The 26,109-nt window shown below is 63.1% G+C and carries 21 protein-coding genes; 11 read left to right on the top strand and 10 right to left on the bottom strand.

Annotated elements, in window-relative coordinates; translation table 11 throughout:
* Positions 1 to 11: 11 nt before the first annotated feature.
* The 4 genes from M1R55_RS13695 to M1R55_RS13680 all read right to left on the bottom strand — a co-directional run bounded on the left by M1R55_RS13695 (position 12) and on the right by M1R55_RS13680 (position 6,190).
* Positions 12 to 539: a helix-turn-helix domain-containing protein gene (locus M1R55_RS13695; protein ID WP_249391473.1), complete on the bottom strand. Its 528-nt coding sequence runs from the start codon at positions 537 to 539 to the stop codon at positions 12 to 14.
* 30 nt (positions 540 to 569) lie between these two features.
* Positions 570 to 1,790, bottom strand: coding sequence for a hybrid sensor histidine kinase/response regulator (locus tag M1R55_RS13690; RefSeq protein ID WP_249392295.1), 1,221 nt, complete (start codon positions 1,788 to 1,790; stop codon positions 570 to 572).
* Between the two features lie 142 nt (positions 1,791 to 1,932).
* Positions 1,933 to 5,397: a PAS domain S-box protein gene (locus tag M1R55_RS13685; RefSeq protein ID WP_249392294.1), complete on the bottom strand. Its 3,465-nt coding sequence runs from the start codon at positions 5,395 to 5,397 to the stop codon at positions 1,933 to 1,935.
* Entirely contained in the window at positions 5,390 to 6,190 is an 801-nt protein-coding gene (locus tag M1R55_RS13680) for a shikimate dehydrogenase (RefSeq protein ID WP_249394218.1), read from the bottom strand. Before M1R55_RS13680 ends, M1R55_RS13685 begins: the two co-directional genes overlap by 8 nt.
* A 442-nt stretch (positions 6,191 to 6,632) precedes the next feature.
* On the opposite strand from M1R55_RS13680, the gene M1R55_RS13675 reads away from it, so the two are divergent.
* The 6 genes from M1R55_RS13675 (at position 6,633) to cdd (ending at position 11,002) form a co-directional block, all read left to right on the top strand.
* Positions 6,633 to 7,799, top strand: a complete 1,167-nt coding sequence (locus tag M1R55_RS13675; RefSeq protein ID WP_249392293.1) for a PhoH family protein — start codon at positions 6,633 to 6,635, stop codon at positions 7,797 to 7,799.
* 182 nt (positions 7,800 to 7,981) lie between these two features.
* On the top strand, positions 7,982 to 8,449 hold the full coding sequence (gene ybeY / locus M1R55_RS13670) for an rRNA maturation RNase YbeY (RefSeq protein WP_249392292.1): 468 nt from the start codon (positions 7,982 to 7,984) through the stop codon (positions 8,447 to 8,449).
* 7 nt (positions 8,450 to 8,456) lie between these two features.
* Positions 8,457 to 8,831, top strand: a complete 375-nt coding sequence (locus tag M1R55_RS13665; RefSeq protein ID WP_249392291.1) for a diacylglycerol kinase — start codon at positions 8,457 to 8,459, stop codon at positions 8,829 to 8,831.
* 228 nt (positions 8,832 to 9,059) lie between these two features.
* A complete protein-coding gene (locus tag M1R55_RS13660; protein ID WP_249392290.1) occupies positions 9,060 to 9,200 on the top strand; it encodes a hypothetical protein in 141 nt (46 codons plus the stop codon).
* Entirely contained in the window at positions 9,193 to 10,533 is a 1,341-nt protein-coding gene (locus M1R55_RS13655) for a hemolysin family protein (RefSeq protein ID WP_249392289.1), read from the top strand. The genes M1R55_RS13660 and M1R55_RS13655 overlap by 8 nt, the downstream gene beginning before the upstream one ends.
* Complete coding sequence (gene cdd / locus M1R55_RS13650) at positions 10,526 to 11,002, top strand: cytidine deaminase (RefSeq protein WP_249392288.1); 477 nt, start codon at positions 10,526 to 10,528, stop codon at positions 11,000 to 11,002. Before M1R55_RS13655 ends, cdd begins: the two co-directional genes overlap by 8 nt.
* A gap of 733 nt (positions 11,003 to 11,735) precedes the next feature.
* Here the strand turns inward: cdd and aceA are convergent.
* The 3 genes from aceA to M1R55_RS13635 form a co-directional block, all read right to left on the bottom strand.
* Positions 11,736 to 13,061 (bottom strand): isocitrate lyase, encoded by a 1,326-nt coding sequence (gene aceA, locus M1R55_RS13645; RefSeq protein ID WP_249392287.1) that lies wholly within the window; start codon positions 13,059 to 13,061, stop codon positions 11,736 to 11,738.
* A 330-nt stretch (positions 13,062 to 13,391) separates the two neighbouring features.
* Complete coding sequence (locus M1R55_RS13640; protein ID WP_249392286.1) at positions 13,392 to 14,018, bottom strand: HAD family phosphatase; 627 nt, start codon at positions 14,016 to 14,018, stop codon at positions 13,392 to 13,394.
* Positions 14,019 to 14,091: 73 nt separating this feature from the next.
* Positions 14,092 to 14,808 (bottom strand): hypothetical protein, encoded by a 717-nt coding sequence (locus M1R55_RS13635; protein WP_249392285.1) that lies wholly within the window; start codon positions 14,806 to 14,808, stop codon positions 14,092 to 14,094.
* A gap of 87 nt (positions 14,809 to 14,895) precedes the next feature.
* On the opposite strand from M1R55_RS13635, the gene M1R55_RS13630 reads away from it, so the two are divergent.
* The gene (locus M1R55_RS13630) at positions 14,896 to 15,909 is read left to right on the top strand and encodes a bifunctional oligoribonuclease/PAP phosphatase NrnA (RefSeq protein ID WP_249392284.1); all 1,014 of its coding nucleotides are present in this window, start codon (positions 14,896 to 14,898) and stop codon (positions 15,907 to 15,909) included.
* A 72-nt stretch (positions 15,910 to 15,981) separates the two neighbouring features.
* On the opposite strand, the gene M1R55_RS13625 is transcribed toward M1R55_RS13630, so the two are convergent.
* The 3 genes from M1R55_RS13625 to M1R55_RS13615 all read right to left on the bottom strand — a co-directional run bounded on the left by M1R55_RS13625 (position 15,982) and on the right by M1R55_RS13615 (position 21,383).
* Entirely contained in the window at positions 15,982 to 17,040 is a 1,059-nt protein-coding gene (locus M1R55_RS13625) for a serine hydrolase (RefSeq protein ID WP_249392283.1), read from the bottom strand.
* Between the two features lie 95 nt (positions 17,041 to 17,135).
* A complete protein-coding gene (locus tag M1R55_RS13620; RefSeq protein WP_249392282.1) occupies positions 17,136 to 17,981 on the bottom strand; it encodes a DegV family protein in 846 nt (281 codons plus the stop codon).
* 102 nt (positions 17,982 to 18,083) lie between these two features.
* Positions 18,084 to 21,383, bottom strand: coding sequence for a heterodisulfide reductase-related iron-sulfur binding cluster (locus tag M1R55_RS13615; protein ID WP_249392281.1), 3,300 nt, complete (start codon positions 21,381 to 21,383; stop codon positions 18,084 to 18,086).
* 333 nt (positions 21,384 to 21,716) lie between these two features.
* On the opposite strand from M1R55_RS13615, the gene M1R55_RS13610 reads away from it, so the two are divergent.
* The 4 genes from M1R55_RS13610 (at position 21,717) to M1R55_RS13595 (ending at position 26,104) form a co-directional block, all read left to right on the top strand.
* Complete coding sequence (locus M1R55_RS13610) at positions 21,717 to 22,745, top strand: AAA family ATPase (RefSeq protein ID WP_249392280.1); 1,029 nt, start codon at positions 21,717 to 21,719, stop codon at positions 22,743 to 22,745.
* Between the two features lie 91 nt (positions 22,746 to 22,836).
* The gene (locus tag M1R55_RS13605; protein ID WP_249392279.1) at positions 22,837 to 23,967 is read left to right on the top strand and encodes a VWA-like domain-containing protein; all 1,131 of its coding nucleotides are present in this window, start codon (positions 22,837 to 22,839) and stop codon (positions 23,965 to 23,967) included.
* Positions 23,968 to 24,206: 239 nt separating this feature from the next.
* On the top strand, positions 24,207 to 25,604 hold the full coding sequence (locus M1R55_RS13600) for a hypothetical protein (RefSeq protein WP_249392278.1): 1,398 nt from the start codon (positions 24,207 to 24,209) through the stop codon (positions 25,602 to 25,604).
* Positions 25,604 to 26,104: an NUDIX domain-containing protein gene (locus tag M1R55_RS13595; protein ID WP_249392277.1), complete on the top strand. Its 501-nt coding sequence runs from the start codon at positions 25,604 to 25,606 to the stop codon at positions 26,102 to 26,104. The genes M1R55_RS13600 and M1R55_RS13595 overlap by 1 nt, the downstream gene beginning before the upstream one ends.
* The last annotated feature ends 5 nt before the right edge of the window (positions 26,105 to 26,109 follow it).

Below are 26,109 nucleotides of genomic sequence, written 5' to 3'. Positions count from 1 at the left end.
GTCGAGATATTTCAGGGTGAGTTTGCTGTCCAGTGCCCCCTTTTTAAGATCTCCAAAGAAGCCTGATGTGGTGCGATAATTTCAGGATCGAGCGTCTGAGCGGGTGAATATCGGGCGCGTTTCCAGCGGTATCCCAGACGTTGCAGGTGATTGGCCAATGCACGAGGTCGAATTCCCACCCCAAACTGCTGTGCGAGAGCCTCGCACAGCAGTGGAGCATTCCAGAAGCGCTGTTCTCGCAGTTGCTTGTGAAGAAACTGCTCCATCTCTGGCGTCACTTTCGAGGGCTGTCCAGGTGGACACTCATCGGCCAATCCGGGAATGCCGCGCTCCTCGAAACGGGTGAAATCATGGTGGATGGCCTGATGGTTCCGGCCAAAATGCGCGGAGAGTTGTGGAATGCTCCAGCCCTGTCGATGCAGCCGAAGGATGCTGGCCCGCAGGCGAACCTTCGGGTGGGTGTGTGGACTGATCTCCAGTTCCCGAAGCAGCTCATCAGCGTCTTCGGAAATGTCAATGCGGCGAGCAGGACGAGCCATGCTTAAGTCTACATGTTAAATGCGCTGTACTTAATAGGAATATGCGTCGTCTTCCCCGTTATCCTCATCGGGCATGGGCAGGCGCACGCGGAAGGTAGCGCCGCCGCCGGGCGTGTTCAGCACGTCTATTGTGCCGCCGTGCGACGTGACCACCTGCTGCGCGATGGTGAGACCCAGCCCCGCCGAACCCGCCTCTTTGCCCCGGTAAAACTTGTCGAAAATACGCGGCTTAATGGCGTCGGGCACGCCGGGGCCTTTGTCGACCACACGCACCTCGATTTCTCCAGCGCGGGGAACGACGGTCAGGCTGACCAGATCGGCGGAACCCGACACGCGCACGGCGTTGCTGACCAGATTCACGAAGACCTGGGTCAGGCGGCCCGGATCGCCCACGATTTCAACGTCAGGCACCTCGGCCCGCACGCCAAAATCTCGGCCCACTTGCCGCAGCAGGGTGCCCAGATTCATAAAGTGCATCTCTATGTTTTGCACCAGTTCGCCCCGCGACAGTTGCAACAGGTCGTTGACGAGGCGGGTCATATTTTCGGCCACCCGCTGGGCATCTTGCAGCACCTGGCTGCCGCCTGCCTCGCGTTCGGCACGGCGCAGATACCCCAGGAGGGCGGTCAGGGGTGTGCGGAGTTCGTGGCTGGTTTCGGCCAAAAAGGTTTTTTGAAGATTCAGCGCCTCTTCCAGTTGCCGCGCCTGCACTTCCAGGCGCTGGCTTTGGCGTTCGGCGGTGTTCCGCAGGCGTTCTACCTCCAGTAGTCGGGCCTGCAACGACTGGTTCAGTTCATGAACCGCCTGCTCGGCGCGGGCACGGGAATCGCGGGCCTCGACCTCGGCAATGGCGCGGCGCACACTGGGCACCAGGCGTTCCAGGCGCTGTTTCAGGATGTAATCGGTGACGCCTTGGCGCAGGGTATCGACGGCGATTTCCTCGCCCATCGCGCCCGTAACAATAATGAAGGGCAGCAACGGATCGCGGGCATGAACGGCATGGAAGGCGCTGAGGCCGTCGTATCCAGGCAAGGCAAAGTCGCTCAGCACCAGATGCGGCGGGTCGGTTTCCAGGGCGTGAATAAACGACGCCTCGTCTTCCACACGCTCCAGGCGCACTGTCCACGGCAGGTCGTCGCCCAGATTCATCGCCACGAGTTCATGGTCGAGTTCGCTGTCTTCGAGGTGAAGGATGTGCAGGATGTCGCCGCGAGCGGGCATGGCACGTAGGGCGGGAATCGGCAGGGTCATTCGGTCTCCGGACTGGGCATAGGTGGGGATACAGCTTAGAGGGTCAAGGGTGCGGACGATGTGGAAAACAGCGGGAACGCTCAGTGCTGCGGGAAGCAAGTGTAGGAGAAGCAGGTTTGGTGCAGATCAGGCTTGGTGTAAATCAGGTCTGCGACGATTGGAGGGGCAAGATGACCTGGAAGGTCGCCCCCTCCCCCGGCACGGACTGTGCCTGCACGCTGCCGCCGTGACGCATGACCACGCGGCGCACGTTGGCGAGGCCTATGCCCGTGCCTTCAAATTCTTCGGCACGGTGAAGGCGCTGAAAGACCCCGAACAACTTGTCGGCGTACCGCCCATCAAACCCCACACCGTTGTCCTGAACCGTAATGATGGCGTGATTCTGGGCCGCCTTTTGCAGATTGACCCGGCCCGGCTGCGTGAGCGTGGGCATGGAGTCGGATGGCAACGGCCACTCGGCACTGACCCGAATCTGGGCGTCGGGTTGGTGGCGCGTGTACTTGATGGCATTGGACAGCAAATTCACGAAGACCTGAGTCAGCAGCGCGGCGTCGCCGGGTACGGTGGGCAGCGGGCCAACGGAAAGGGCAATCTCGCGGCCCTGACGGTCTGGTTCCAGCGTATTCCACACGGTGTCCAGCAGTGGCCCCAGCGGCACTGGCCCGCTCCGCAGTTCCTGGCGGCCCATCCGTGAAAACTCCAGCAGGTCGTCGATTAGGTGGCTCATGCGGTTGGCAGCGTCGGTCATCACGGCCAGGTAGCGCTGACTTTTTGGCCCTAACCCTTCTCCGGCGTCCTTTTTCAGCAGATCGCCAAAGCCCACGATGTGCCGCAACGGGGTTCTCAGGTCGTGGCTGACCGAGTAACTGAAGGCTTCGAGTTCGCGGTTGGCGTCCTCCAGTTCCAGTGTGCGCCTGTGCACCCGCTCCTCAAGCGACTGGTTCAGAGCTTGCAAATCCTGCTGGGCACTGATGGCCCGCACGCGCAGGGCGTCATTGTCGAGGGCGGTGGCAAAGCGTTTGGCGAGTTCCTGCGCGAGTTCCTGATCGCGGTCAGTCAGAGCTTGACGGTAGGTCAGGGCCAGTATGCCGCGTAGGGTTCCGTCGCGGCCCATCAGCGGAAACAGGAGTGCGCCAGTCGCGTTTACGGCGTGCAGCAGCGGATGAGACGGGATAATCAGCGGTTCTTCCAGTTCGGCCACGCGCCGCACCGCCGCCGTTGCTGCGGCCTGCATATGGGCCGCCTGCCACACTACACCTGTGCGTGACGCCGCCAACACGGCCAGTTCGGGCGGGGCGCTCCAGAGGGCGGCACTTTCGGCCAGCCTTCCGGTCAGCAGTTCCAGCGCAGCATGGTAATGCCCGGCGCGGGCGGCCAGCGGGTCTTCGGCGCGGGCGCTCAGTTGCTCGGACACGTCGGCAATCAGGCGCGAGGCCGTTTCGGCGTACACGCTGTCGTCTACGTCGGTGCTGGTGCCTACCCACTCGATGACTTGGCCCTGCGCGTCGTGGACAGGCAGGCCACGGGTCACGAAGGTTCGGTACCAGCCATCGGCCCCCAGCAGGCGGTGTTCGGCCTCAAAGGGTCGGGTAGCCTGCACCGCCGCCGCCCAACGCTGCTGGTATTCGCCCCGGTCATCGGGGTGCAGCAGGTTCAGCAGGCCCGTGTTGGCGCGTTCTTCGCCCACATATTCATCCCAGCGTCGGTTGAAATAGGTAGGCAGGCCCGCCGGATCGGTGAGCCACACGATCTGCGGCATACCCTCCAGCACGCCCCGGTAGCGTTCCTCGCTGCGCTGCGCCAGTCGCTCGGCCTCCAGGCGGTCATGAATATCGGTGGCACTCGCCACCCACTCGGCCACGCTGCCCCGTTCATCCAGAATCGGGGCCACCCGCACCACGAACCAGCGGTAAGATTCGCCCACCCGCACCCGCACTTCGGATTGGGCGCGGTCACTGATCTCGTAGGCACTGTGCCACATGTTGTCGTAGGTCAGCAGGTCGGCAGGCAGCACGGCTTCCCGCACGCTGCCTTCGCTGAGGCGCTCGTGGTGTTGCGCGTTCACGTAGGTCACGTTGCCTGCCGGACTGCTGGCCCACAAAATATGCGGAATAGCGTCCAGCACGCCCCGGTAGCGCCGCTCTCCGGCCTGCACCGCACGTTCGGCCTGCACCCGGTCGGTCACGTCGCGGATCACTTCCAGCAGACCCAACTGCTCGCCCCGCCCATCAACCACCTCGCTGCGCTGGGCCTCGCCCGAAAACACGCTGCCATCGGCCCGCTGATAGGGCGTGGTGATGGCCTGAAAGGTGGTACGGCCCTCCAGACGGCGGTCTACGTGCAAGCGGGCCAGCGGTTCTCCGATCAGAGCCGCGCTGTCCAGACCAAATTGCTCGGTCAGGGCGCGGTTGACCAGCCTGACGCGCCCGGTGTCGTCGGTAAAGGCAGCAGCGTCCTGCATCGCCTGAAAAATCGCCTCGAACTCGGCCCGGTCACGCGCCTGGCGGGCCTGCACCAGTGTCAGGCGGCGATTGATTCGCTCGGTACTCTCGCGGGACTGCACCTGCACATGGGTCAGCCGGAAGGCCAGCCCGGCCACCAACAGGCCAGCCAACAGCGTCAGTAGGGGCAAATTGGCTGCCAAATCCCGCCCAAATCCTGTGGACGCGCCGTAATTGAGCGTCCAGGGTTGCCCCGCCAGGGTCAGCTTTGTATCGGAGCGGAATGACAATGTATCAGGCAGCGGAAGTCCTTCCAGCCGTTGCCCAGCCAATTTGGTATTGATGCTGAGGCCGGTGGGAATGCCGCCTTCGTCCAGTTGGGCCAAAAACTCGTCGGAGCTTGCCACCAGATAAATAAACCCCGCCAGTGTGCGTGTGCCGCCGCCGCCATCCTGAACCTGCTCGTCGTCGGTGGGCTGCATGCCGTTCCACACAGGCAAAATGAGCAGGAATCCGAGATTGGGCGGGCCGCCCGGCGTACGCTGCAAATTCACGCGGCCTGTGGCCTGCACCGTGTTGTTCAGGCGGGCCAAATCCAGCGCGGCACGCCGGTCAGGATCGCTGTACAGGTCAAAACCCCACGCGGCCTGAGTAGCGTTGTTCAGGGGCGAAAGGGTGACAACAGGCGCACGCATGGCCTGAGTGGATGTCGGCGGGTTGATGCGGTATTCGGAGCCTGCCCCGGCCCGGATGCCCGCTTCCACATCGGCAGTATCGGCAGCGGGTATCCACGCGGCAAAACCAACGGCGGTGACGCCCGGATAGCGCCGCGTCAGATCAAGCCGGCTGACGAAATCATCAAACACAGACGGCAGAACCATGTCCTGATTGCTCATCCAGTAGGCGCGGGTCGCCCGCAGCAGGTTCTCGTAATCGCCGATCCGGTTCTTCAGGGCAAACGTGTGGGCCGTCGCCTCGCGCTCAAAGCGGGCTTGCTGCTGGTCACGCACAAAGCGGGCAATGGTGGCCGCCGTTGCCACTGTCAGCAGCAGTACCAGCAGCAGCACCGCCAACGGAATCATGCGGGAAGTGCGGGCCAACAGACTCTGATCCGGCTGCTCTATGGGCGTGTCTTTGACCGACAGGGGTGCGGGGCGGTCAGACATGCTCGGCCTCTTGGCTGGGTGCCTGAATGGGCAGCTGGGCCGCGTGCAGGGCATCCAAAAACACCCGCACCGGAACATCTACCCCAGTCCACGCCAAGAACGCCAACCGTGCTTGGTGGGCCAGCATTCCCAGCCCGTTTTCGGCCCGCAGTCCAGCGGCACGGGCCTCCCGCATCAGGCGCGTTTCGGCAGGCTTATACACCATGTCGTAGATCAGGGCCGACAGAGGCAACGGGGAAAAATCGAAATCTGGCAGCGGGGATTCGTCGGGGGCACTTAACCCAGCACTGGAAGCGTTCACGAGCAACCCGACTCCGGCCCACTGAACCTCGTTCAGATCGGCAGCCAGGCCGCCCAGATCGGCGGTGAGGCGTGCGGCTTTGGCACGGGTCCGGTTGATCACGAACACTTGACGGATCTGAGAACCCAGCTGAGAGCGCAGCGCCCACACCGCCGCCCGCGCCGCGCCGCCTGCACCTAACACCACCGCCGCGCCGTCTTTGGATACGCCAGCATCAGCCAGAGCCGCCAGCAGTCCCGGCGCGTCGGTGTTGTCCCCCAGCAGCTTGCCCTCTTGCTGAATAATGGTATTGACTGCACCGATAGCCCGCGCCGCTGGAGTCAGCTTGTCCAGAAACGGCAGGGTAGCTTCCTTGTGGGGCAAGCTCAGATTGGCCCCTAAGATGCCGGGTTGCCTCAGTTCGGCAATGGCCGCGCCCAGATCGGCGGGGGGGACGCGCACGGCCCTATACTCGCCCGCCAACCCAGCCCAGGCAAAGGCGGCGCGGTGCATGGCCGGAGACAGGGAATGCGCGGCGGGGTCTGCATATAAAAAGGCGCGGAGTGCGGCCTGCGCCCCGTCCGGATAGACGCCAGTAAAACTCACGCTGCCAAGTGTATCGCGGCCCGCGCCCCAGAAAGATCAGACAACAAGGTCAGACAGCTCAGAACTAGGCCGGCGCATGCCGCCGCTAAGCCAATTGCGCCTGGCAAGCTCGCGGCCTGTCTTCTACTCTGAATCCATGCTTGATCCCTTTAATCCCCCCAGCAGACGACGGGCCTTCAGCATTCGCTGACCCTCTGCCCAGAAACACCGCAGAATGTGCGGCGGGACACGCACCTGCCTGCTTTCCCGTCCGACAATGGGGCATCCGAATGACGAACCCACCCCCCTCCTCTCACCCGGCCAACTCGGGGAGAGACTGCGCCTGTGCGGCGTGCTTGGAGCCAATCTCTTGACAGACCAGAAGCAAGACCAGATGCCCGACCAGACGCCTGAAACACAGTCGAGCAATGCTCAGGTACCCGGTGCTCAGCTACCGAGTGCTCAGAACCAGACTGCGGGCGCACAGGACGGAACCACGCCAGCCACCAGCAATCCGGCAACGGCCACCATTACACTGACCAACCAGCGTCAGGCATTTGCGCTGCTGGGCACGGGGGACGTGAACCTGCGCCGTATGCGCGAATTGACCCGCGCCCGCCTGATCGCACGCGGCGAAACCATCACCATTACGGGAGAAGAGGCCGACGTGGTGGCCGCCGAACGCATGGTGAACGACGCGCTGGACGTGATACGCGGCGGTGGCGAACTGACGCCCGACAGCCTGTTACGCTCGGCCCGCCTGAGTGGAGAAGGCCGCAGCCTCGCCGCCGAAACACAGGTGAACGGCATGAGCCTGCCACGCGGCATCCGGCCCAAAACGCCGGGGCAAAAGGTGTATCTGGAAAAGGTCGAAAAAAGCGATATCGCCTTTGGCATCGGCCCCGCCGGAACCGGCAAAACGTACCTCGCGGTGGCGATGGCGGTGCAGGCGCTCCGCAACAAACGGGTCAAACGCATTATTCTGACCCGTCCGGCAGTCGAAGCCGGAGAGAAACTGGGCTTCTTGCCCGGAGATTTGCAGGCCAAAATCGACCCTTACCTACGCCCGCTGTACGACGCCCTTCAGGACATGCTGGATCAGGACAAGTTCGAGTCCTACCTGACGAGCGGCGTCATTGAAATCGCTCCGCTGGCCTTTATGCGTGGGCGCACGCTCAATGATGCTTTCGTCATCCTGGACGAAGCGCAGAACACCACTGGCGAGCAGATGAAGATGTTCCTGACCCGCATGGGTTTCAGCAGCAAGGTGGTCGTGACGGGCGACGTGACCCAGATCGACTTGCCGCGCCACATTTCCAGCGGGTTGGCCGTCGCCAAGCGCGTGCTGAGCAACATCGAAGGCATCGAATGGCACGAATTTACCGACGTGGACGTAGTGCGTCACCCGTTGGTGGGCCGGATCATCAAGGCCTACGAAATCGCTGAAAATGCCGAGCAGGACAAGCGGGCCGCACGCCGGGGCGAGTTTGCCAGCATTCCGGAGGTGGATACCGATCCGGTGGGCGCAGACGACTGAGCAACTGGCTCTGAACTAGAGCCATCAACAATCCAGAAACGGCGTCGGGAGTGCATCCCTGACGCCGTTTCTGATGGGGTGCGAAAGAAGCGGTTGCCTTCCCACAGACCCTTCGACCCTAGACCCCTGGCCACCGCACCCGGAGAACGCTCGCCACACCCCAACCTTGCTATGCTCCCCATGTGATCGACCTGATCGTACAGAAAAAGCCGCCTGCTGGGTTGCGTCCGGCGCTGCGGGCCTCGCTGGAAGCGGTCATGGCGCATTTTGAGGTGCAGGAGCGGGAAGTGACGGTGGTGCTGGTGGGTGACCGGGCAATTCGGGCGCTGAAGCTGGAGCATTGGGGCGAGGACGCGACCACCGACGTGCTGAGTTTTCCCGCGTGGGAACCCGGCGACCCGTTTGTTCCCCCCATTCTAGGCGACATCATCATCAGTCTGGATACGGCCGGACGGCAGGCGCAGGCGCGGGGGCATTCGCTGACGCGCGAGGTGGCGCTGCTGGCGAGTCACGGGATGGCGCATCTGGTGGGCCACGACCACCCGCATGCCGATGGATTGGGCTTCGAGGAAGGCGCGGCGGGGCCAGAGTGGAAGGTCTTCCATGACGCCTGGAACGCGGCCCGCACAGCCCTTCCCGACGGAATCTAGGCGAGGCGTGCGCTCAGACGGCTCGGCCCTGAATCTGCGCCGCTGGTGGCGTTCGGCGGGCTTTGCTTGGGCCGGAATTCGGCAGGTATACCGCTCGCAAGCCAATTTCAGGATCGAGGTCTGGGCAGCGGCTGTAGCTTTGGCTCTCGCGCTGGCTTTGCGTGTGCCACTGGCACCCATCCTGCTGTGCTGTGCGCTGGTACTGTCGCTGGAACTGATCAATACGGCGCTGGAAGCGGTGGTCGATCTGGTTAGCCCCCAAGTTCACCCGCTGGCAAAAGTAGCCAAAGATGCCGCCGCCGCCGCCGTGTTGGTGGCCAGTATCGGGGCCGCGCTGGTAGGGGTGGTGGTGCTGGGGCCAGCGCTGGGGCGGCTACTGTAATTCCTGCTCTAGCGCAGAAGAAAGCGCTGCTGGCCGGGTAGTTTTGCCCAGATTGCCCTCAAGCTGCACCTTAAGATGTCATCAATTTGAGCGTTCTGGCTGGCTCAGGCGCGTGCTATAGTGCTGGTTGCTATGGAGCCTCCGAGTTCTGGCTCTGAATCTACGCCCGGTGAACTCCGCCTCAGGGCGGGTTTTTTACTCTGGCCGAGCAGTTCTCAGTTTGACCCCGTGACCCGACAGTCACCCGAAGACCCCTTCCGGCGTCCGACGCTGCATTCTGGCAAGCCACCCGGCCCCGCCAACGCAGCGGGCAGCATGTGCCTTGCGGAACGCCGGGGCGCGGCATGGAGCGCGCCCATTCATGAATGACATCCTTGGCCTGTTGGCCCTATTCGTACTCGTGCTGATCAACGGCTTTTTCGTGGCCGCAGAGTTTTCGCTGGTGGCCGTTCGCCGCACCCGCATCGATCAGCTGGCAGAGGAAGGCAACACGGTGGCCCGCGCCACGCAGAAAGCCCTGAAAAGCCTCGACCTGTATATCGCCGCCACGCAGCTCGGCATCACGATGGCGTCGCTGAGCATCGGGTTTGTGGCCGAACCCGCCATAGAACACCTGATCAGCCCTCTGCTGGAAGGCCGCTCGCTGTCCGAAGGGCAGATCACGGCCATTTCGTTTAGCTTGGCGTTTGCGGTCAGCACCGTGCTGCACATCGTCTTTGGCGAGTTGGCCCCCAAAACATGGGCCTTGCAACGCAGCGAGCAGGTAGCCCTGATGGTCACGCGGCCCCTGCTGGCCTTCACCTTCGTGTTCAAGTGGGCCATTCGCGGCCTGAACGCCCTCGGCAACGGCGTGGTGCGGCTGTTTGGCCTGCGCGGCGTGACCGGGCACCACAGCGCCCACAGCGAAGAAGAAATTCGCATGATCGTGAGTGCATCCAGTCAGGAAGGTGTGCTGGAAGAAGACGAGAAGGAACTCGTGTACAACGTGTTCGACCTCTCGGACACCACCGTGCGCGAAATTATGACGCCGCGCAACGACATGGTGGCCGTAGACGGTTCCTCGCCCCTGCGGAGGCTGCTGGAACTGAACACCGAACACGGCTACTCGCGGGTTCCGGTTTTTCATGATATGGCCGACAACATTGTGGGCATCGTGCACACCAGCGATATGCTGCGCCACCTGGACGCGCTGGACGACACTGTGATCGCCGACGTGATGCGCCCCGTGTACTTTGTGCCCGAAGGCATGAAAATCAAGGACTTGTTGGCGAAGATGCGCGACAAGAAGAGCCACCTGAGCATCGTGGTGAACGAGTTTGGGGGCACATCGGGCCTGGTCACGCTGGAAGACGCGCTGGAAGAAATCGTGGGCGAAATTTACGACGAAACTGACGAAGACGAGCTGCCGATGGTGGAAGTCATCGCGGACGGCGTGTACCTGATGGACGCCAGCCTGACCGTGGGCGAGGCCGAGGAACGCCTGGGCAGCAACCTGGAGGACGGCGAGGGCGAGTACGACACCTTATCGGGCTTTGTGACCAATCATTTTGGCGATATTCCGGAAGTGGGCCAGAGCTTCGTGCATGAGGGCTGGGCCTTTACGGTAGAAGAAGCCGACCAACGCCGTGTGGTGCGGGTGCGTGTAGAGCGGGCCACTGAGGAAACCCTGCCCGAAGCTCTTGAGGAGAGTGTGCGTGAGTGACGTAATTTCGACGGCCCGAACCCCAGACCTGTCCAGTGACCGCCTGGGCATTACGCCCGACGCTGAACTCTTGGCAGGCGCTCAGGCCGCTTTTGCCAAGGCCTACGCGCCGTACAGCAAATTCCGGGTCGGCGCGGCCCTGAGAACCGCAGACGGACAGGTGTTCCGGGGCGCAAACGTAGAAAACGCCAGCTATGGCCTGGGCCGCTGCGCCGAACAAAGCTCGATTCAGGCAATGGCAACGGCAGGCGGGCGCGACTTTACCGACATCGTGGTGTACTCGGAAGCCACGCCGCCTGCCAGCCCATGCGGAGCCTGCCGTCAGGTGCTGTACGAATTCAGCCCCGACGCCCGAATCGTATGCGTTAACCCGCATGGCGACATCGTCAGCGGCCTCGTGCGCGACTTTTTGCCCAACGGCTTCCGGCTGGAGCAGCGGGACGACGGGCATGGAGTGGGAACGGAGTAGACGACTATTTAAACTCGGAAGTCGAGAAGGGGCGGCATTCCGCCTCTTTCGCTTGTCCCTGTTCTCGGAGATGATTGGTAGTGGTGAGAGGCCTCAGCGTGGGGAGGGCGTAACGGGTGGTTGTCATGGTGTCGCGGCGAGCGCCTGTTTTTCCGTTGCCCCAGAAATCGGTGGCGGCCACACACAGTTCGGCCTGACTCTGCTTGCCAAGCGAAAGCCAAATGCGTCCTACCACCGATTGCACCACCCAGTCCGGGCGTGGGAACTGCTGTTCTGACGCCGCCCACCAGATTCCACAGCCGAAGTGTGTTGGCCCCAGTTCCAATCAGATATTTCCCGTCGGCAGTCCAGAGCAGTTGGCTCACATCGCCTTTTGCCAGCTTCAGCACAGGCTGACCCGGACGCGCCACACTGGTTTCGCAACCTCTCCATATTTCCCGATATCCCAGCAAAAGCGCACGGCGGCCTTTTTGGTGGGTGCATACAGAGTTTGCCTGAGCGTCCAAGGATACTCGGCCCTCCCCGGGGTATTGGCTGGCCCCCTGATAATTTGCGGTGGTGAACTGGGAAACGTGATCGTGACCTGTGGAGAAGTAGGTGGGGCAGCGACAAGAGCAGTCAACAAGAGCGCGAACATGCTGCAAGGTAGCCCGCCAAATGTCAGCGGGCATCCGACGAAAGAGAGTGGAGAAGCCCGTTTAAGGCTCCCCCACTCCCCTATTCCTGTTGCTGCTCAATCGTGCGCGGCGACCAGCTCCTTGTGCGACTTGCCGAATTGCTCGGCTTCGGTGCTGCCTGCCAGGGCGGTGGTGCTGCTGTGGCCGCCGCCTGCCGCCGTTGCCACGAGGTCAAAGTAACCCGTGCCGACTTCGCGCTGATGCTTGACGGCGGTAAATCCACGTGCCTGCGCCGCAAACTCGCGCTCCTGCAATTCCACGAAAGCGCTCATCTGGTTGCGGGCGTAGCCGTAGGCCAGATCGAACATGCTCATGTTGAGGCTATGGAAGCCCGCCAGCGTGATGAACTGGAACTTGTAGCCCATCTTGCCCAATTCCACCTGGTACTTGGCGATGGTTTCGTCGTCCAGATTCTTCTTCCAGTTGAAGCTGGGCGAGCAGTTGTAGGCCAGCAATTTGCCGGGAAACTGCGCGTGAATAGCCTCAGCAAACTTGCGGGCGTCCTCCAGGTTGGGCACGCTGGTTTCGCACCAGATCACGTCGGCGTAGGGGGCGTAGGCCAGGGCGCGGCTGATGGCCTGCTCAATACCGGGTTTGACGTGAAAGAAGCCTTCAGGGGTGCGCTCGCCGGTCAGGAAATGTTTATCGTTGTCGTCGATATCGCTGGTCAGCAGGTTGGCGGCGTCGGCGTCGGTACGGGCGATCAGGACGGTGGGCACGCCGGACACGTCGGCGGCGAGGCGGGCCGCGTTCAGGGTGCGAATGAACTGGCTGGTGGGCACCAGAACTTTGCCGCCCAAATGTCCGCATTTCTTCTCGCTCGCCAGTTGGTCTTCAAAATGCACGCCCGCAGCGCCTGCTTCGATCATGGCCTTCATCAGCTCAAAGGCGTTCAGGGGACCGCCAAATCCAGCCTCGGCATCGGCCACGATGGGCGCGAAGTAGTCGATGTCGTCCTTGCCCTCACTGTGCTGAATCTGGTCGGCGCGGCGAAGGGTGTTGTTGATGCGCTTGACCACGTCGGGCACGCTGGAGGCGGGGTACAGGCTCTGGTCGGGGTACATCTGACCCGCATTGTTGGCGTCTCCGGCTACCTGCCAGCCGCTCAGGTAGATGGCTTTCAGGCCCGCTTTCACCTGCTGCATCGCCTGATTTCCGGTCAGTGCACCGAGTGCGTTCACGAAGGGTTCCTCGGCCATCAAGCGCCACAGCTTTTGCGCCCCGTGCTTGGCGAGGGTGTACTCGATGGGCAGACTGCCACGCAATTTGACCACATCGTCGGCGCTGTAATTGCGCTTGATGCCTTGCCAGCGGCCTTCGGTTTTCCAGGTCTTGTCCAAAATTTCGGCGTGGGTGCGGGGGCTGTGTGCGTCGTGGGTCATGGCGGCTCCTTGAGGGAATGAAATCTAGGGTGTGAAAAGGTTGCCTCTACGTTGCCGGAGAGGTAAGAACTGAGGTGGTGCTGGGGCGCGTTGGCCCGGTCTTGAATAAGTGCATTGTGCGGCGGGCACACTGGGCTGAGGGGTGGTGTACTTGAGGCGTGTGCGGGTACACCACTGCGGTGTGTACACCAGTGGGGCGAGTCTGAGGGTCTAGTATCTATGGCAGGTCAAGAGCAATAGCACGTGTTCGAGATTCTCTATAATTCCGTATCAGAGGCAAAAAAACCGCCCCGATGGGCGGCAATAAATTTGGATCTGGAAGGACAAGCTTCAGTTTTCGCCATTCAACCACGCAGTCAACTCTGCCTCAAACTCGGCGTGCCGCTCATGGTGATACAGGATGCCGTGAAAACCAAAAACGTTGGCCGCGTCAATGTTTTCCTGCACGTCGTCTACAAAAGCCACAGCCCCGGCGGGGTGTTGCATGGCCTGTTCCAGTGCCGCAAAGGAATCGGCGTGCGGCTTTTTCTGGCCCAGCTCATTGCTGAACACGAGGGTATCGAAGCGGGCAAAACGGGGGTCGCGGCGCAGGTGGTCGCTGACGACAGGGTAGTTGTTACTGAGCAGGCCCACGCGGACGCCCGCAGGCAGGGCCGCGAGGCTGGTGTACATCGGCAGATTGTCCAGAATGCTGCTCAGATACAGCGTCTCGAACTCAGCGTAGGGCATCTGCACGCCCGTTTCTTGCTGCATCACCGTCCAGAATTGGGGCAGTGTCCACGCGCCGACTTCCAGCTGCCGCACATGCCGGAAGTAGCTCTCGCGCACCCGTTCGACTTTGACGCCGCTGCGGTCGGCCACATTCTGCGTCGAGCGGCCATCGAAGGTGCCGATAGTGAACACGCCGCCCCAATCGAAGGCGACGTGGCGGGCGGGGGTGGGGGCAGGATCGGTCATGGGCCGCACTATGCCGCAGCCGGGGCGGTGGGGGCGGCGGGCTGTTCAGATAGGGGGCAAGTCGAGGGGAGGCTCAGATCCGTTCGCGTTCATCTGAGGCAATGTCCAGCAGCAGTCCCCGGCGTGTCCACGCCGCGACATTCAGGGCGTACACCGCCTGCCACGCCCGCACCCAGCCCTCGGCGGCATGTTCGGTGGGGGTCAGTTTTTGGCCGCGCCCATGCCTCAGCACATGCGCCCGGTGGATGTCCAGCAGGGCGGCGGCGGTCAGGTCAGGGTGGCGGTGTAGGTCTATTTGTTCGCTGAGGGTCGGCGTGGGCGGCTCGGCGGCAGCAGTCGTGAGCACACAGGCGACGCCGCTGGCCCGGTCTTTAAGCCAAGTCACGGCCTGCACAAATGGCGGCGGTGTCTGCCCGTGCGGGCTGTGGGTGGTGTCGGGCGTTTCACTCCAGCGCAGGGCCAGGGCCGTATCGGGTTCCAGCAGGTACGCCCGCTGGTGGCGCGCTCCACTGATCAGCGGCGCGTAATGTACGCCGAGTTCCTGTGCCCCCAGCCCGCGCAGGGCGGCGTCTTCGGCAGCCAGCGCCCGCGTCTGCTCCGGCGAGGCTCCCCAACCGCGCTCCGGCAGAGGCGCAAACGTCAGCGTCATCTGAATGTCTGGCCCCGGCAACGTCCGGCCTTCCAGTCGCGCCCGGCTCACATCCGGCAGCACCGATTGAGCCGCATTGACGCCGTAAAGAACCTGAAGTTCCTCAGCAGTTAACGCGGCCAAATTGAGGCGGGCGGGCACACCGATCAGGATAGCGTGTACGACCCAGCATCCGAGCGGGCCACCCCCAGAGTGCGCCCTCTCACCCCACACCCGTATACTTTTCTGATGACCAGTCCGATGAATTCAGAAACCGCCTATGCCGAAGGTGTGGCAGCCATCGTGCTCCTCCTCCGCGCCCACAGCGGTCCAATAGTCGTGTTGGCCCACGAAGGCCCGGATGGAGACGCCCTTGGCAGCGTGCTGGGACTGGCGCGTGCGCTGAGAAGCCTCGGCAAGCAGGTGACCGCGCCCATGGACGTGCCGCGCTACCTGTCGTTCTTGCCCGAACCCGGCGAACTGAGCGCCCCGCTGGAAAGTTGGCCCGCAGACGCGCTGGCGGTGGTGCTGGACGTAGACAACAACGATCCTGCGCGGGTGGCCGGGGCTGACTTGGCTGTATTCGAGGGGCCAGTCATCAATATCGACCATCACGGCACCAACCGCAGGCAGGCAACCGCCCTGTTGGTCGACCCGGCCCGGCCCGCCGCCGCCCTGATGGTGGCCGACGTGGTAGACGCGCTAGGCGTGACCTGGACTGAGGCGATTGCCACGCCGCTGATGCTGGGCCTGAATACCGACACCGGCTCGTTCCGCTTCAGCAGCGTCACGCCCGCAACCTTCGAGTGCGCCGCTCGCCTCCTGACCCACGGCGCACGCTTGGGTTGGCTAAACGATTCTATGGCTCAGAATCCGCGCACCTACTACCTGTTGCTGCGCGAAGTGCTGACCACGATGGAGTTCCTGCACGGCGGGCGCGTGGTGCTGGCCCGCGTAGACGACGCCATGCTGGAGCGGGCCGGAGGCAGTTGGGAAGATGTGGAATCTTACGTTGGCATGCTCCGCGCCTCGGAAGGGGCTGAGTTGGCCGTGATGGTCAAGGATTTTGGAGAACGTGTGAAGTTGTCGCTGCGTTCGCGTGGCAAGGTGAGTGCCCAAAATATTGCTGTAGCGTTGGGCGGCGGCGGCCATGTGCCCGCAGCGGGCGCGACGGTGGCCGAACCTTACGCGGCAGTACGCCCACAGCTGGACGCGGCCATTGCAGCAGAGTTGGCGCGGGCTGACGGGGCGAGGGCGGTCTGAGGGGCGGAAGTCTAAGGGTCGAGGGTCTGAGGGTTCAAGAACGGCAACCGCTCCGCTCATCCTGTTCTAAGCCTATTGCTCCTTTTTCCCCAGCACCACATCTATTCCGGCATTGATCCACGCGAAGGCGCGGCGCGTGTTGGGCAGGGTGTAGCTCTGGTCGGCCCCGTGCTGCATAAAGGCGTACACCAGATGCCGCCCATCTTTGGTCTGCACGTAACCGCTGTAGGTCAGGATGCCCCAGCCATTGCCGCCTTTGCCGCCAAACCATGCCACGTTGCCCCGGTGCTGCGCCTTCAGGGCAGAGCGGCCAAAGCCTGTCGCCATCACCTCACGCTGCCACTTCTGGGCGCGGGGCGAGAGGCCAGGCTTCAGGAACTCGGACGCCAGCAAAGTGCCCCACTCATAGGGCGTACTGAGGTTATGAACCCGCAAATCGTCGCTGCGGTCATAGCGGGTTTCAAAGTAATCGTTGAGCTTGCGCTGAAGATAATCGGCGCGGTACTTGCGGGCGTCGGTGTCGATCTGGGCAGCCAGCTTGATCCGGTCAGCGCCCTGCGCGGCGGCCCAGCGTGTGGTGCCGTTAAACGTTGCCGACAGGCCCGCCTGCGCCACCCACCAGTCGCGGGTGGGCAAGATCAGGCGGGTATGGCACAGGCCCAAGTCGTCGGCCACCGCCTGAACACTCTGTAGCCCGACCCGGCGGTGCAGGATGTCGGTGGCGGTGTTGTCGCTCTTTTGAATCATGCGTACCGACAGGTCTTTGATGGATGTGCCGTCAAAGGGGTAATTGCCGAGGCTCTGGTTGTCGCGGGTCACATTAAAGCGCTCGTTGGGCTGTATGGTTCCCGCGTCAAACTGCCTCAGGACGGCCCACAACACCGCCTGTTTGTAGGTGCTGGCGAGGGGAAATACGCTGTCTGGATTGGTGGCGACGGCCCGGATCGGCGCGAGTGTCACCGGATCGACTTCGGCCACCCACAGACCAAGGCGCCCACTGAGATGCAGGGGCGGCGCGGGAGCCTTGGCAACGGCGGGCGCGGCATCCAGGCAACCGCCCGGCAAACGCAACACCCCCAGTTCCACCCGGCCTTCCGGGGCAATGACCACCCGCTTCAGGCTGATATTCATTTCTGCACTGGGTGTGTTGCGGCAAGCTCCCAGTACACCCGCCAGCAGTAGCAAGCCCAAGCGGAACAAGCCGCGTCGTTGGTGCCGACTCACATTCAGGCGGTCAGCGGTTCCAGCGTCGCGCCCATCGTGCCGGGGCCAGCGTGCGTGCCGACCACTGCGCCGATGGTATGGTCGCCCAGATCGTCAAATTTCAGGTCGCTGAGGCCTGTACGAACCTCACGGATGTAGTCCTCGCCGCCCACCGTACACAGGAACGAGACCCGCGCCCCGCCGTGCTGCGCGACGTACTTGCGAACATAGTCCATGATGTCCTGCATGGCCTTTTTGTGGCCGCGCACCCGACCGCCCGATTCCACCTTGCCGTCCTTGACCACCAAAATCGGCTTGATGTTCAGCAGGCCGCCGAGGAGTGCCTGTGCACCGCCGATACGCCCATTAATCCGCAGAAAATCCAGCGTATCCACTGTGAATCGGATGTCGGCTTTGGTGCCCACGCGCTCTAACTCCGCCACGATCTCTGGCACGCTTTTGCCCGCTTTGGCGAGTTCTGAGGCGCGGATGGCCCGCATGCCAAGGCCCATGCTCACCGATTTGCTGTCCAGCACCGTAACTCTGTTGCCAAATTCCTGCGCGGCCAGCCGTGCGCTGCCTACCGTGCCCGACAGTTGCCCGCTGATATGCACGCTCAGCACCTCGTCGGCGCTCTCCAACGCCTTGCGGTACACCTCGCCAAATTCGGCGGGGCTGGGCTGCGACGTGCTGGGCGTTTTCTTGCCTGCCTTCAGGCCCGCAAACAAGTCGGCGGGTTTCAGATCGATGCCGTCGCGGTGCATTTTGCCGTCGAACAGCACGTACAGGGGCACGCTGGTCAGGCCGTACTTCTCGCACAGTTGCGGGTTCAGGTCGCTCGTCGAGTCGGTGACGATGGCAATGGTCATAGCATGATAGTAGCGTGACTCAACATTAAATAGGGCGCGGCGAGGGTGATGTTCAGATCAGCCCCCGCCGCAAAGCGGTTGATTCAGTTCAGCGCGATGTGCTTACTCCTTTTTCTTGGGAACCCACTTTTTGCGTGCGCCCGTTTCCGGGGCAGATTGGCCCGCTTCAGCGGGGGCGCTGGTGGCCTGTGCGCCTTCTTCCAGCGCATTTTCGCCCACTTGCTCCAGTTTGATGTGTTCGGTAATAGGGGCAAGGTGTTCTACAGCTTCGGCGGGCGCGGGAGCTGAGGCGGCGGCTTCCGCCTGAACAGGTTTCGATTGAGCTTGCGCTACAGCCTCGACATTGGGGGCGATAGGTGCGGCGGCAGCTTTAGGCGTCCACTTCTTCCGCTCCGGCGTGGCGGTTTCGGTGCTTAGGACGGGGCTGGATTCGGCCTGGAGAGGCTGCACGGATTCAGTCTGAGCGGGCACGGGAGCGGCTTCGGCAGGAGCCACAGCCGGGGCCGCGCCCTTCGGCGTCCACTTCTTGCGCTCACCTGTGGGGCTGGCCTCTGCCGTCTCTACCGGGGCGACTTCAAGGGGCGTCACCACTTCTGCCACACTTTCAACACCTTGACTGTCGGATGCTGGGGCGGCAGCTTTGGGCTTCCACGCTTTGCGGGCGGGAGTGGGTTCGGTGGCAACTTGAATGGGTGCGGCGGCCTGTGTCTGGACTGCTTCTGCAACAGGCGCGGGACTGACATCATCGCTGGACTTGGCATCCCCACCTTTCGGCTTCCAGGCTTTGCGGGTCGGGGCAGCTGGTGCGGGTTCGCTGGGGCTGAGCGCTTCTGCCACGACTGGGGCCGGGTTCACGTCGTCTGCAGGTGTAGCGGCGTCTTGCCCACTCTTAGGCTTCCACGCTTTGCGGGCGCTGGGTTGGGCTTGCGACTGCTCTGGCTGTACTGATTCTGACGGTACTGCTTCTGGCCGTACTGCTTCCGGGTGCGCCGCCTGCGCTTCGGGCTGGGTTCCAGCATTGGCGGTGGGACTACCGGGTTGCGCGTTGGCGACATCGGCAGCCGTTTCGCCCACCACAGCAGCGGGAGCGTCCGCCGCAGGCATCTCACCCGTGCGTTCCATAGGCAATTCGGCATTGGGTACGGGCACGGGTTCGGACACGGCAGGCGCGGCTGTTGGTGCAAATCCGCCTGCCTTCTGCACGCTCTCAAACATCAATTCCGCCACGTCTTTCACCACGATGTCGTCCCGCTTCTGCTTTTCGGGCGTGGAATTCATCATGGATTTGCAGAAGGGGCAGCCCACCGCCAGTACTTTGCCCGCCTGCACATTGTCCTTGGCTCCGTCCAAGCGGGCCTGAATCTCGCGGAAGCGGTTGTCGCTGATGCGCTCGCGGCCTTCTTCCTCTTCTTTCCAGAACTGCGCCCCGCCAGCACCGCAGCAAAATGAGTTGTCGCGGCTGCGCTCCAGTTCCAGCACCTCGCCCGCCATCTGGGAAATCAGACTGCGGGGCGCGTCGTACACGCCGTTGTGGCGGCCCAGGTAGCAAGGATCGTGGTAGGTGACGTTCTGATCCAGTTGCGCCAGCGGCAGTTTTCCAGCGGCCACCAACGTTTCCAGGTACTCGGTGTGATGAACCGTGCTGTAGTCGCCACCCAACTGTTTATATTCGTGGCCGATGGCGTTCATGCAGTGCGGGCAAGTGGCGACGATCAGCTTGGGGCGCACGCTGTTCAGGGTTTCCACGTTCTCCTGCGCCAGTGTCTGATACAAAAATTCGTTTCCGGCGCGGCGGGCGCTGTCTCCGGTGCAGGCTTCCTTTTTGCCCAATACGGCGTAATTGATGCCTGCTTTGTCCAGCAGTTGAACAAAACTGCGGGCCACTTTTTGGGCACCGGGATCGTAGCTGGCCGCACAGCCAACCCAGTAGATCACGTCTGGTTCGGGGTTTTCGTCAATTGTTGGAACCTTCAGCCCCTCGGCCCATTCCATGCGCTTGTCGCGGGAAATGCCCCAGGGGTTGCTGGTGCGCTCCATGCCCCGGAAGGCGGTCTGCAACTGCGGCGGGAATTCTCCGGCCACCATGACCTGATGACGGCGAATATCGATAATGTCCAGCATTTGCTCGTCTTGCACGGGGCACACCTGCATGCACGCGCCGCAGGTAGTGCAGGCCCACACGCTTTCCTCGTTGATGGTGAATTCCAGCAGCGGGTGAGCGGTGCTTGCGCCCGACTCGAAGGACGTGGGCCGCAGCGTAAACGGGCTGGGGTGAGGTGCGCCCGCCGGAGCCGCCAAGCCCTGCGCGGCGAGGCCTAAAGTCGTCGGCCCGCCTGCCAGCACACTGCTTTGACTCTGACCACTTTGACTCTGCACACGTGGCCCACCCGTCAACACATTCAGTTCCATGCGCTTGTTGATTTCCAGCGCGGCGGGACTCAACGCCTTGCCCGTGGCGTTGGCGGGGCACACATCCTGACAGCGGTTGCACTGAATACAGGCGTAGGCATCCAGCAGGCGCGGCCATTCCAAGTCTTCCAGTTTCTCTGCGCCCAGACGGGGTTCGTCGGCTTCCATCGCGGCTTCCAGACCCTTCATGGGGGGCAGCACGCCACTTTTCGCCTCACGCTTGAGGGCATAGTTTAGGGGGGCCATAAAAATATGGATGTGCTTGGTGTACGGAAAGTAGGCGAGGAAGGCCAGCACGCTACCGAGTGCGCCCCAGTAGCCGAAAATGCGCCAGCCTTCCAGTGCCGCGTCTGAAGCGCCGCCAAATAGCACACGCCCCAGTGCAGAAGACACGGGTTGAAAGCCGTCAAAGCGGCCATACTCGCGGGCTTCTACCACCATTTTGGCGGAGTTGCCCAAGATTCGGCTGCCCACATGGAAGAAAATAAAGGCCGAGACGAACAGGCTATCGCGCAGGATGTAGTTTTGCTTGAGGAGCGGGTGCAGCAACGTCTTTTCGGTGAAGCGGAAGTCGCGTTTGCTGGGCGTATACAGGCGGCGAACCACCAGACTGACCACGCCGAACAGCACCAGAAAGCTGAGAATGTCGGCCAGCAGGTTGTACACGGCCCCCAGCGGGTTGCTGGACAGAATGCTGAAATGGAAGTAGCCTTCCAGGCCGTCTATGACGTTGACGAGCAGATAGAACACGAAGCCGTAGAAGATAAAGCTGTGCAGCACGCTGATGACGGTGCGGCGGCGGAAGGTGCGCTCCTGCGTCAGCGAGGTTCGGACGGCGTAGGCGATGCGCTGGCCCAGCCGATCAAAGCGGGCTTCATTGGACGGGGCACCCCGGCGAACGCGCAGGTAGAGGCGGTAAAAGCCCCAGACGCCGTAGCTTCCGGCGAGCAGGGCGAAGATGAAGAACAGGATTTTGTGGATGTCGGGCAGCACAGGCAGGGCCTCCGGGCAGGACGAGGGAGCGAGAAAGGAATATTGAACTGAGTCAAAGTATAACGGGGTCGGCAGCCCGATTTTCTATCTGGATTCGGTGGGCCGGAAGTGCGTGCTGCACGGAGAGGAGAGAAAGCCAGAATACGCCCTCGCCCCGGCCCCAATGGTTCACCGGGTCGCTGTGGCCCACTGACCATCCGGCAAGAATCCGGCCCACGCGCTACGCTCGGACTCTGCGGCGTGTTCAGTTGCCGCGCCCGTCCCGTGAGCATTGGTCATCAATAACAGCCCACACCCGACAACCTAAATCCCACACCCCAAAGGAGCACTGCCTTGAGCCTCACCCCCACCGAACTGCAAACCTACCTCGCGGCTCTGACGCGCGGCCAACTGAAACTTGCCACCATGATCTGGGGGCCGCCCGGCGTGGGCAAAAGCAGCGTGGTGGCGCAGGTGGCGCGGGCGCACAGCCTCGATTTTGTAGACGTGCGGCTGTCCCAATTGGCCCCCACTGACCTTCGCGGACTCCCCGTGCCGCAGGCTGACCCGACGGGCAACGGCGGAATCAGCCGCTGGTTTCCGCCCGAATTCCTGCCGCGTGGGGGCAACGGCATCCTGTTTCTGGATGAGGTGAACATGGCCCCGCCGACCATGCAGGGCATGGCGCAACAACTGATTCTGGATAGGCGCGTGGGCAGCTACGAACTGCCCGACGGCTGGTTTGTGTGGGCGGCAGGCAACCGCAAGGAAGACCGGGCCAGCGTGTTCGACATGCCCGCGCCCCTTGCCAACCGCTTCCTTCACCTGACCGTGCGGCCTGATTTTGATGCGTGGCGGGCTTACGCGTTGGGCCGCAGCCTGCACGAACACGTGATCGCGTTTCTCACCTTCCGGCCCGAACTGCTGCACCGCCTCGACCCCCAACAGCCCGCCTGGCCCAGCCCGCGCTCCTGGGAAATGGCCGCGCAACTGCACCGCGCCGGGCTGGATGTGTCGCCCGCCATTGGGGAAGCGGCCGGGGCCGAATTCAGCGCCTTTGTGCGGCTGTTCGAGCAGTTGCCCGATCTGGGAACAGTACTGAACGGTCAGGGCGGCGGCCTGAAACTGCCCGACGAACCCAGCGTGCGCTACGCCGCCGTGGTGGGGTTGGCTGCCCGCGCCGCCGACGCAGACGAGGCTTATCACGCCTTCCGCTGGCTCAGCGAGTCGGCTGGCCCCGAATGGCTGCAACTGTATGTGGCGACCCTGGTCACCAAATTTCAGGCGATCGGGCAACTGGGCGAACTGGCCGGACTGCTGGGCCGCGATGAGCGGTTGGCAGAACTGGTGGCTGGAACGCTGGCGCTGAGTGAGGGAGCGTAGTGGAGGGTAGAAGGTGGACTGTGGATCGTGGGTTGGTCTTGTTCTACGATCCACAATCCACGATCTGTTTGTCTAATCCGCCGGGAACACCATGACGCCGCCCCCCGACTTCCAACGTCTGATCTCCGGCTCGCGCCTGCGCATTCGCAATAAATCTGCCTTTTTTGCCACGCTGTTGCTGCACGCCGAATTCGTGCCTTCTCAGGAAGTGGCTGCTGCTGGCACAGACGGCGAGCGGGTGTACGTGAATCCGGAAGTGGCCGCCAGCCTGCCGCCCGATGTACTGGACGGCCTGCTGCTGCATGAGGTCTTGCACGCCGCCCTGTCGCATGTGCAGCGGCGCGGCCCCCGCGAGAAGAAACGCTGGAACCGGGCCGCCGACCTGATCGTGAACGGCATGGTCACGGCGGCGGGCTTGCCTGTGCCGCCGCAGAATTCGGGCGCACAAGCGCCGCAAGACGAACATCTGGAAAAACTGAGCGTGGAGGAGGTATACACATCGCTGGAGGGCGAGGAACACCCCGGCGACGAGGACAGCGACGACCTGATGGACGGCCCGCCCGGAGATGCGCCGCCCAAAAATGGCAAGTCTGGTCAGCAGGCGGCCAAGCAGTGGTCACAGGCGTTGGCACAGGCCCGCAGCGTGGACGCCATGAGCGGCGGCAAGGGCGACGACCCGCTGGGCATGCACCGCGAATTGATGCGGCTGGCCCCAGCGCGGCTGGACTGGCGGGCGCACCTGTGGCGCTTCTTGGCCCGCACACCAGTGGATTTTGGGGGCTTTGACCGCCGATTCGTGGGGCGCGGCCTGTACCTGGAGGCGCTGGACGACGAAAGCCTCAGCGCACTGGTGGCCGTGGATACATCGGGCAGCGTGGACGACGAGGCGGTGCGGGCGTTGGTGAGCGAGGTTCAGGGCGTGCTGGGCGCGTATCCCCACGTCCGGGCCACCCTGTATTACGCCGACACCGAAGCCTACGGCCCCTTCGACCTGCGCCCCGGCGACCCGGTTCCCCCACCACAGGGGGGCGGCGGCACCGATTTCAGGCCCATCTTCAGGCTGCTGGATGCCCACGAACCCGACGTGCTGATCTACCTGACCGACGGCTACGGCGACTTTCCTGATACGCCGCCGCGCATGCCGACGCTGTGGGTGGTGCCGCCGGGCGGGCTGGAAGACGAGGGCTTCCCGTTTGGCGAAGTGTTGCGGCTGGAGGAGTGAGGGAAGGGAGTCAAGGGGTCTAAAGGTCTAGGGTCTAAGGTGCTGGGGCAGGTACCCTCACTGGCGGCTCCTTTCAGCTCCAGAAGTACTCCGATTTCACAACTGGAGGATGCGGTGAATCAGCGGGAACGCAGGCAAAATGAGCGAAGCAATTGTCCTTCTTAGACCCTTAGACCCTCGACCCGTAGACGCGTTCTCGAATCTCGTGACCCCCGCCCCGATCTGCCATAGTGCAGCCCATGACGTTTTCTGAACTTGATCCACGCTCCCTGACAGCTCTTGGGCTGGAGGGGGCGCTGGAAGCGGCGGGCCATACGCGGGCCACGTCCGACACGTTATCGGGACTGTCGGCGCACCCAGATTCGCGGGTGCGGGCCTTGGTGGCACGGCATCCCAACACGCCGCCCGAAATCCTGGGCACGCTGGCTGCAGGCTTTCCACGTGACGTGCTGGACAACCCCGGCCTGCCGTTGATCCGGTTGGCGCGGCCCAGTTTTCTCAGCATGTTTCCGCCAGAAGGAGTCATTGCGCTGCTGGGCGTGCCGGACGCTTCCAATTGGGTACTGGACGGCGCGGCCCGGCACGAGGATTTTGGCGTCAGAACGGCATTGGCCGGGCGGGTGGGTCTGAGTGCCGAACGGGTCGCCTCGCTGGGGGCCGATGCAGGCTGGCAGGTACGTGAAGCCGTAGCCAAACGCCCGGAATTGCCCGCCACCCTGGTACGCCAACTGGCCGCCGATGACGACTACGACGTCAGAAAAGCAGTGGCGGTGCGGCCCGACCTGCCCCCAGATACCCTGCGCGAACTGGTTAAAGACCCGCATGGCCTGGTGCGCTCCAGCGTGGCGCGGCGGCTGGATTTGCCGCTGGATTGTCTGCTGACCCTGACGCTCGACAGTGACCCGGATGTGCTGGCAACGTTGGCCCGCCGGATGGATTTGCCCGGAAACGTGCGGGCCTGGCTGGCCTCGCACGAGGAACCGCTGGTGCGGGCCGCCGCATTGCAGGCCTGGCGTGTGCCTGCACCCTGGCTGGGCCGCGCCGCGCTGGACGCCGACCCAGACGTGCGGGCCGCCCTCGCCCGCCGCCCAGACCCCACGCCGGAGACCCTGACGGCCCTCTCGAACGATGAGTCGGAAGGCGTGCGCCGCGCCCTGCTGGAGCGCAACGACCTGCCCGAAGCCGCGATTGTGTCGCTGCTGCGTTCGCCTGAGCAGGATATCCGGCTGCATATCGCCAGCGCAGAAGGGCTCTCTGATGCCGTGCTGAACACACTCCTGACCGATTCAGACCCCAGCATTCGCACCCTGCTGACTGTCCGGCCCGACATAGGCGCAACACGGCTGGCACGCCTGGCCGCCGACGACAACGCCGAGGTGCGCCGCGCCGTGGCCTATGCCGAAGCTCCGGGTGCAGATGTGCTGACCGGATTGGCCGCCGACCCCAACGCGGGAGTGCGCCGCGCCGCTGCCCTGCACGCCCAATTACCCGCCGCATTGCTGCCTGCGCTGGCCCGCGACCCCGATGGAGGGGTGCGAATGATGATTGCTGGACGCGCCGACCTGCCCGATGAACTGCGTACCCAGTTGCAGGCCGACCCTGACCCCAGTGTGCGCTTGGATGCAGGCGGCAATTAATGACCGACTTCAGTCCTGATCCGGTGGATATCCGCCTGCCATTGGGCGGCCTGACCTTCAGCGTGCGGGTGGCGATTTTGTGCGTGCGGAACGCGCAAACGCCCGACGCCTGCCTGCTCGCCAACACGGAAGACAATCTGGGATTCTGGTACTTACCGGGAGGCGCACTGGGTACAGGCGAGACCAGCGAAAGCTGCGCCGCCCGTGAGTGGGCCGAGGAAACGGGCACGCCGCCAGGTGGAATGCAGTTGGTGGGAATAGTGGAAAACCACTTCGGCCCACCTGATAGCCGTGCCCACGAAATCGGATTTTTCTACCGCATGGAAGCGCTCGCCGAGTTACCCGCCGAATCCTTTCCGGTGCTGGACAACGTGAATGTGCGCTGTGAGTGGATTCCGCTTGATGAACTGGAGTCGCGGCTCGTGTATCCACTGAACATAGATGAGCTTCTACGCGTACCAGCAGGCGAAATCCGTCACTGGGTGGTCTGGGACGGATAGGGTCG

Origin of the sequence: Deinococcus sp. QL22, from assembly GCF_023370075.1 — a bacterium.
Classification (GTDB): Bacteria; Deinococcota; Deinococci; order Deinococcales; family Deinococcaceae; genus Deinococcus.
The sequence above is the reverse complement of the archived record's forward strand: the minus strand, read 5'-3'. Positions and strand labels throughout refer to the sequence as shown.

Coding starts and splice junctions, on each gene's coding strand:
- M1R55_RS13695 (WP_249391473.1), bottom strand. CDS start 539: ATGGCTCGTCCTGCTCGCCGCATTGACATTTCCGAAGACGCTGATGAG.
- M1R55_RS13690 (WP_249392295.1), bottom strand. CDS start 1,790: ATGACCCTGCCGATTCCCGCCCTACGTGCCATGCCCGCTCGCGGCGAC.
- M1R55_RS13685 (WP_249392294.1), bottom strand. CDS start 5,397: ATGTCTGACCGCCCCGCACCCCTGTCGGTCAAAGACACGCCCATAGAG.
- M1R55_RS13680 (WP_249394218.1), bottom strand. CDS start 6,190: ATGCACCGCGCCGCCTTTGCCTGGGCTGGGTTGGCGGGCGAGTATAGG.
- M1R55_RS13655 (WP_249392289.1), top strand. CDS start 9,193: ATGAATGACATCCTTGGCCTGTTGGCCCTATTCGTACTCGTGCTGATC.
- aceA (WP_249392287.1), bottom strand. CDS start 13,061: ATGACCCACGACGCACACAGCCCCCGCACCCACGCCGAAATTTTGGAC.
- M1R55_RS13640 (WP_249392286.1), bottom strand. CDS start 14,018: ATGACCGATCCTGCCCCCACCCCCGCCCGCCACGTCGCCTTCGATTGG.
- M1R55_RS13630 (WP_249392284.1), top strand. CDS start 14,896: ATGACCAGTCCGATGAATTCAGAAACCGCCTATGCCGAAGGTGTGGCA.
- M1R55_RS13625 (WP_249392283.1), bottom strand. CDS start 17,040: ATGAATATCAGCCTGAAGCGGGTGGTCATTGCCCCGGAAGGCCGGGTG.
- M1R55_RS13620 (WP_249392282.1), bottom strand. CDS start 17,981: ATGACCATTGCCATCGTCACCGACTCGACGAGCGACCTGAACCCGCAA.
- M1R55_RS13605 (WP_249392279.1), top strand. CDS start 22,837: ATGACGCCGCCCCCCGACTTCCAACGTCTGATCTCCGGCTCGCGCCTG.
- M1R55_RS13600 (WP_249392278.1), top strand. CDS start 24,207: ATGACGTTTTCTGAACTTGATCCACGCTCCCTGACAGCTCTTGGGCTG.
- M1R55_RS13595 (WP_249392277.1), top strand. CDS start 25,604: ATGACCGACTTCAGTCCTGATCCGGTGGATATCCGCCTGCCATTGGGC.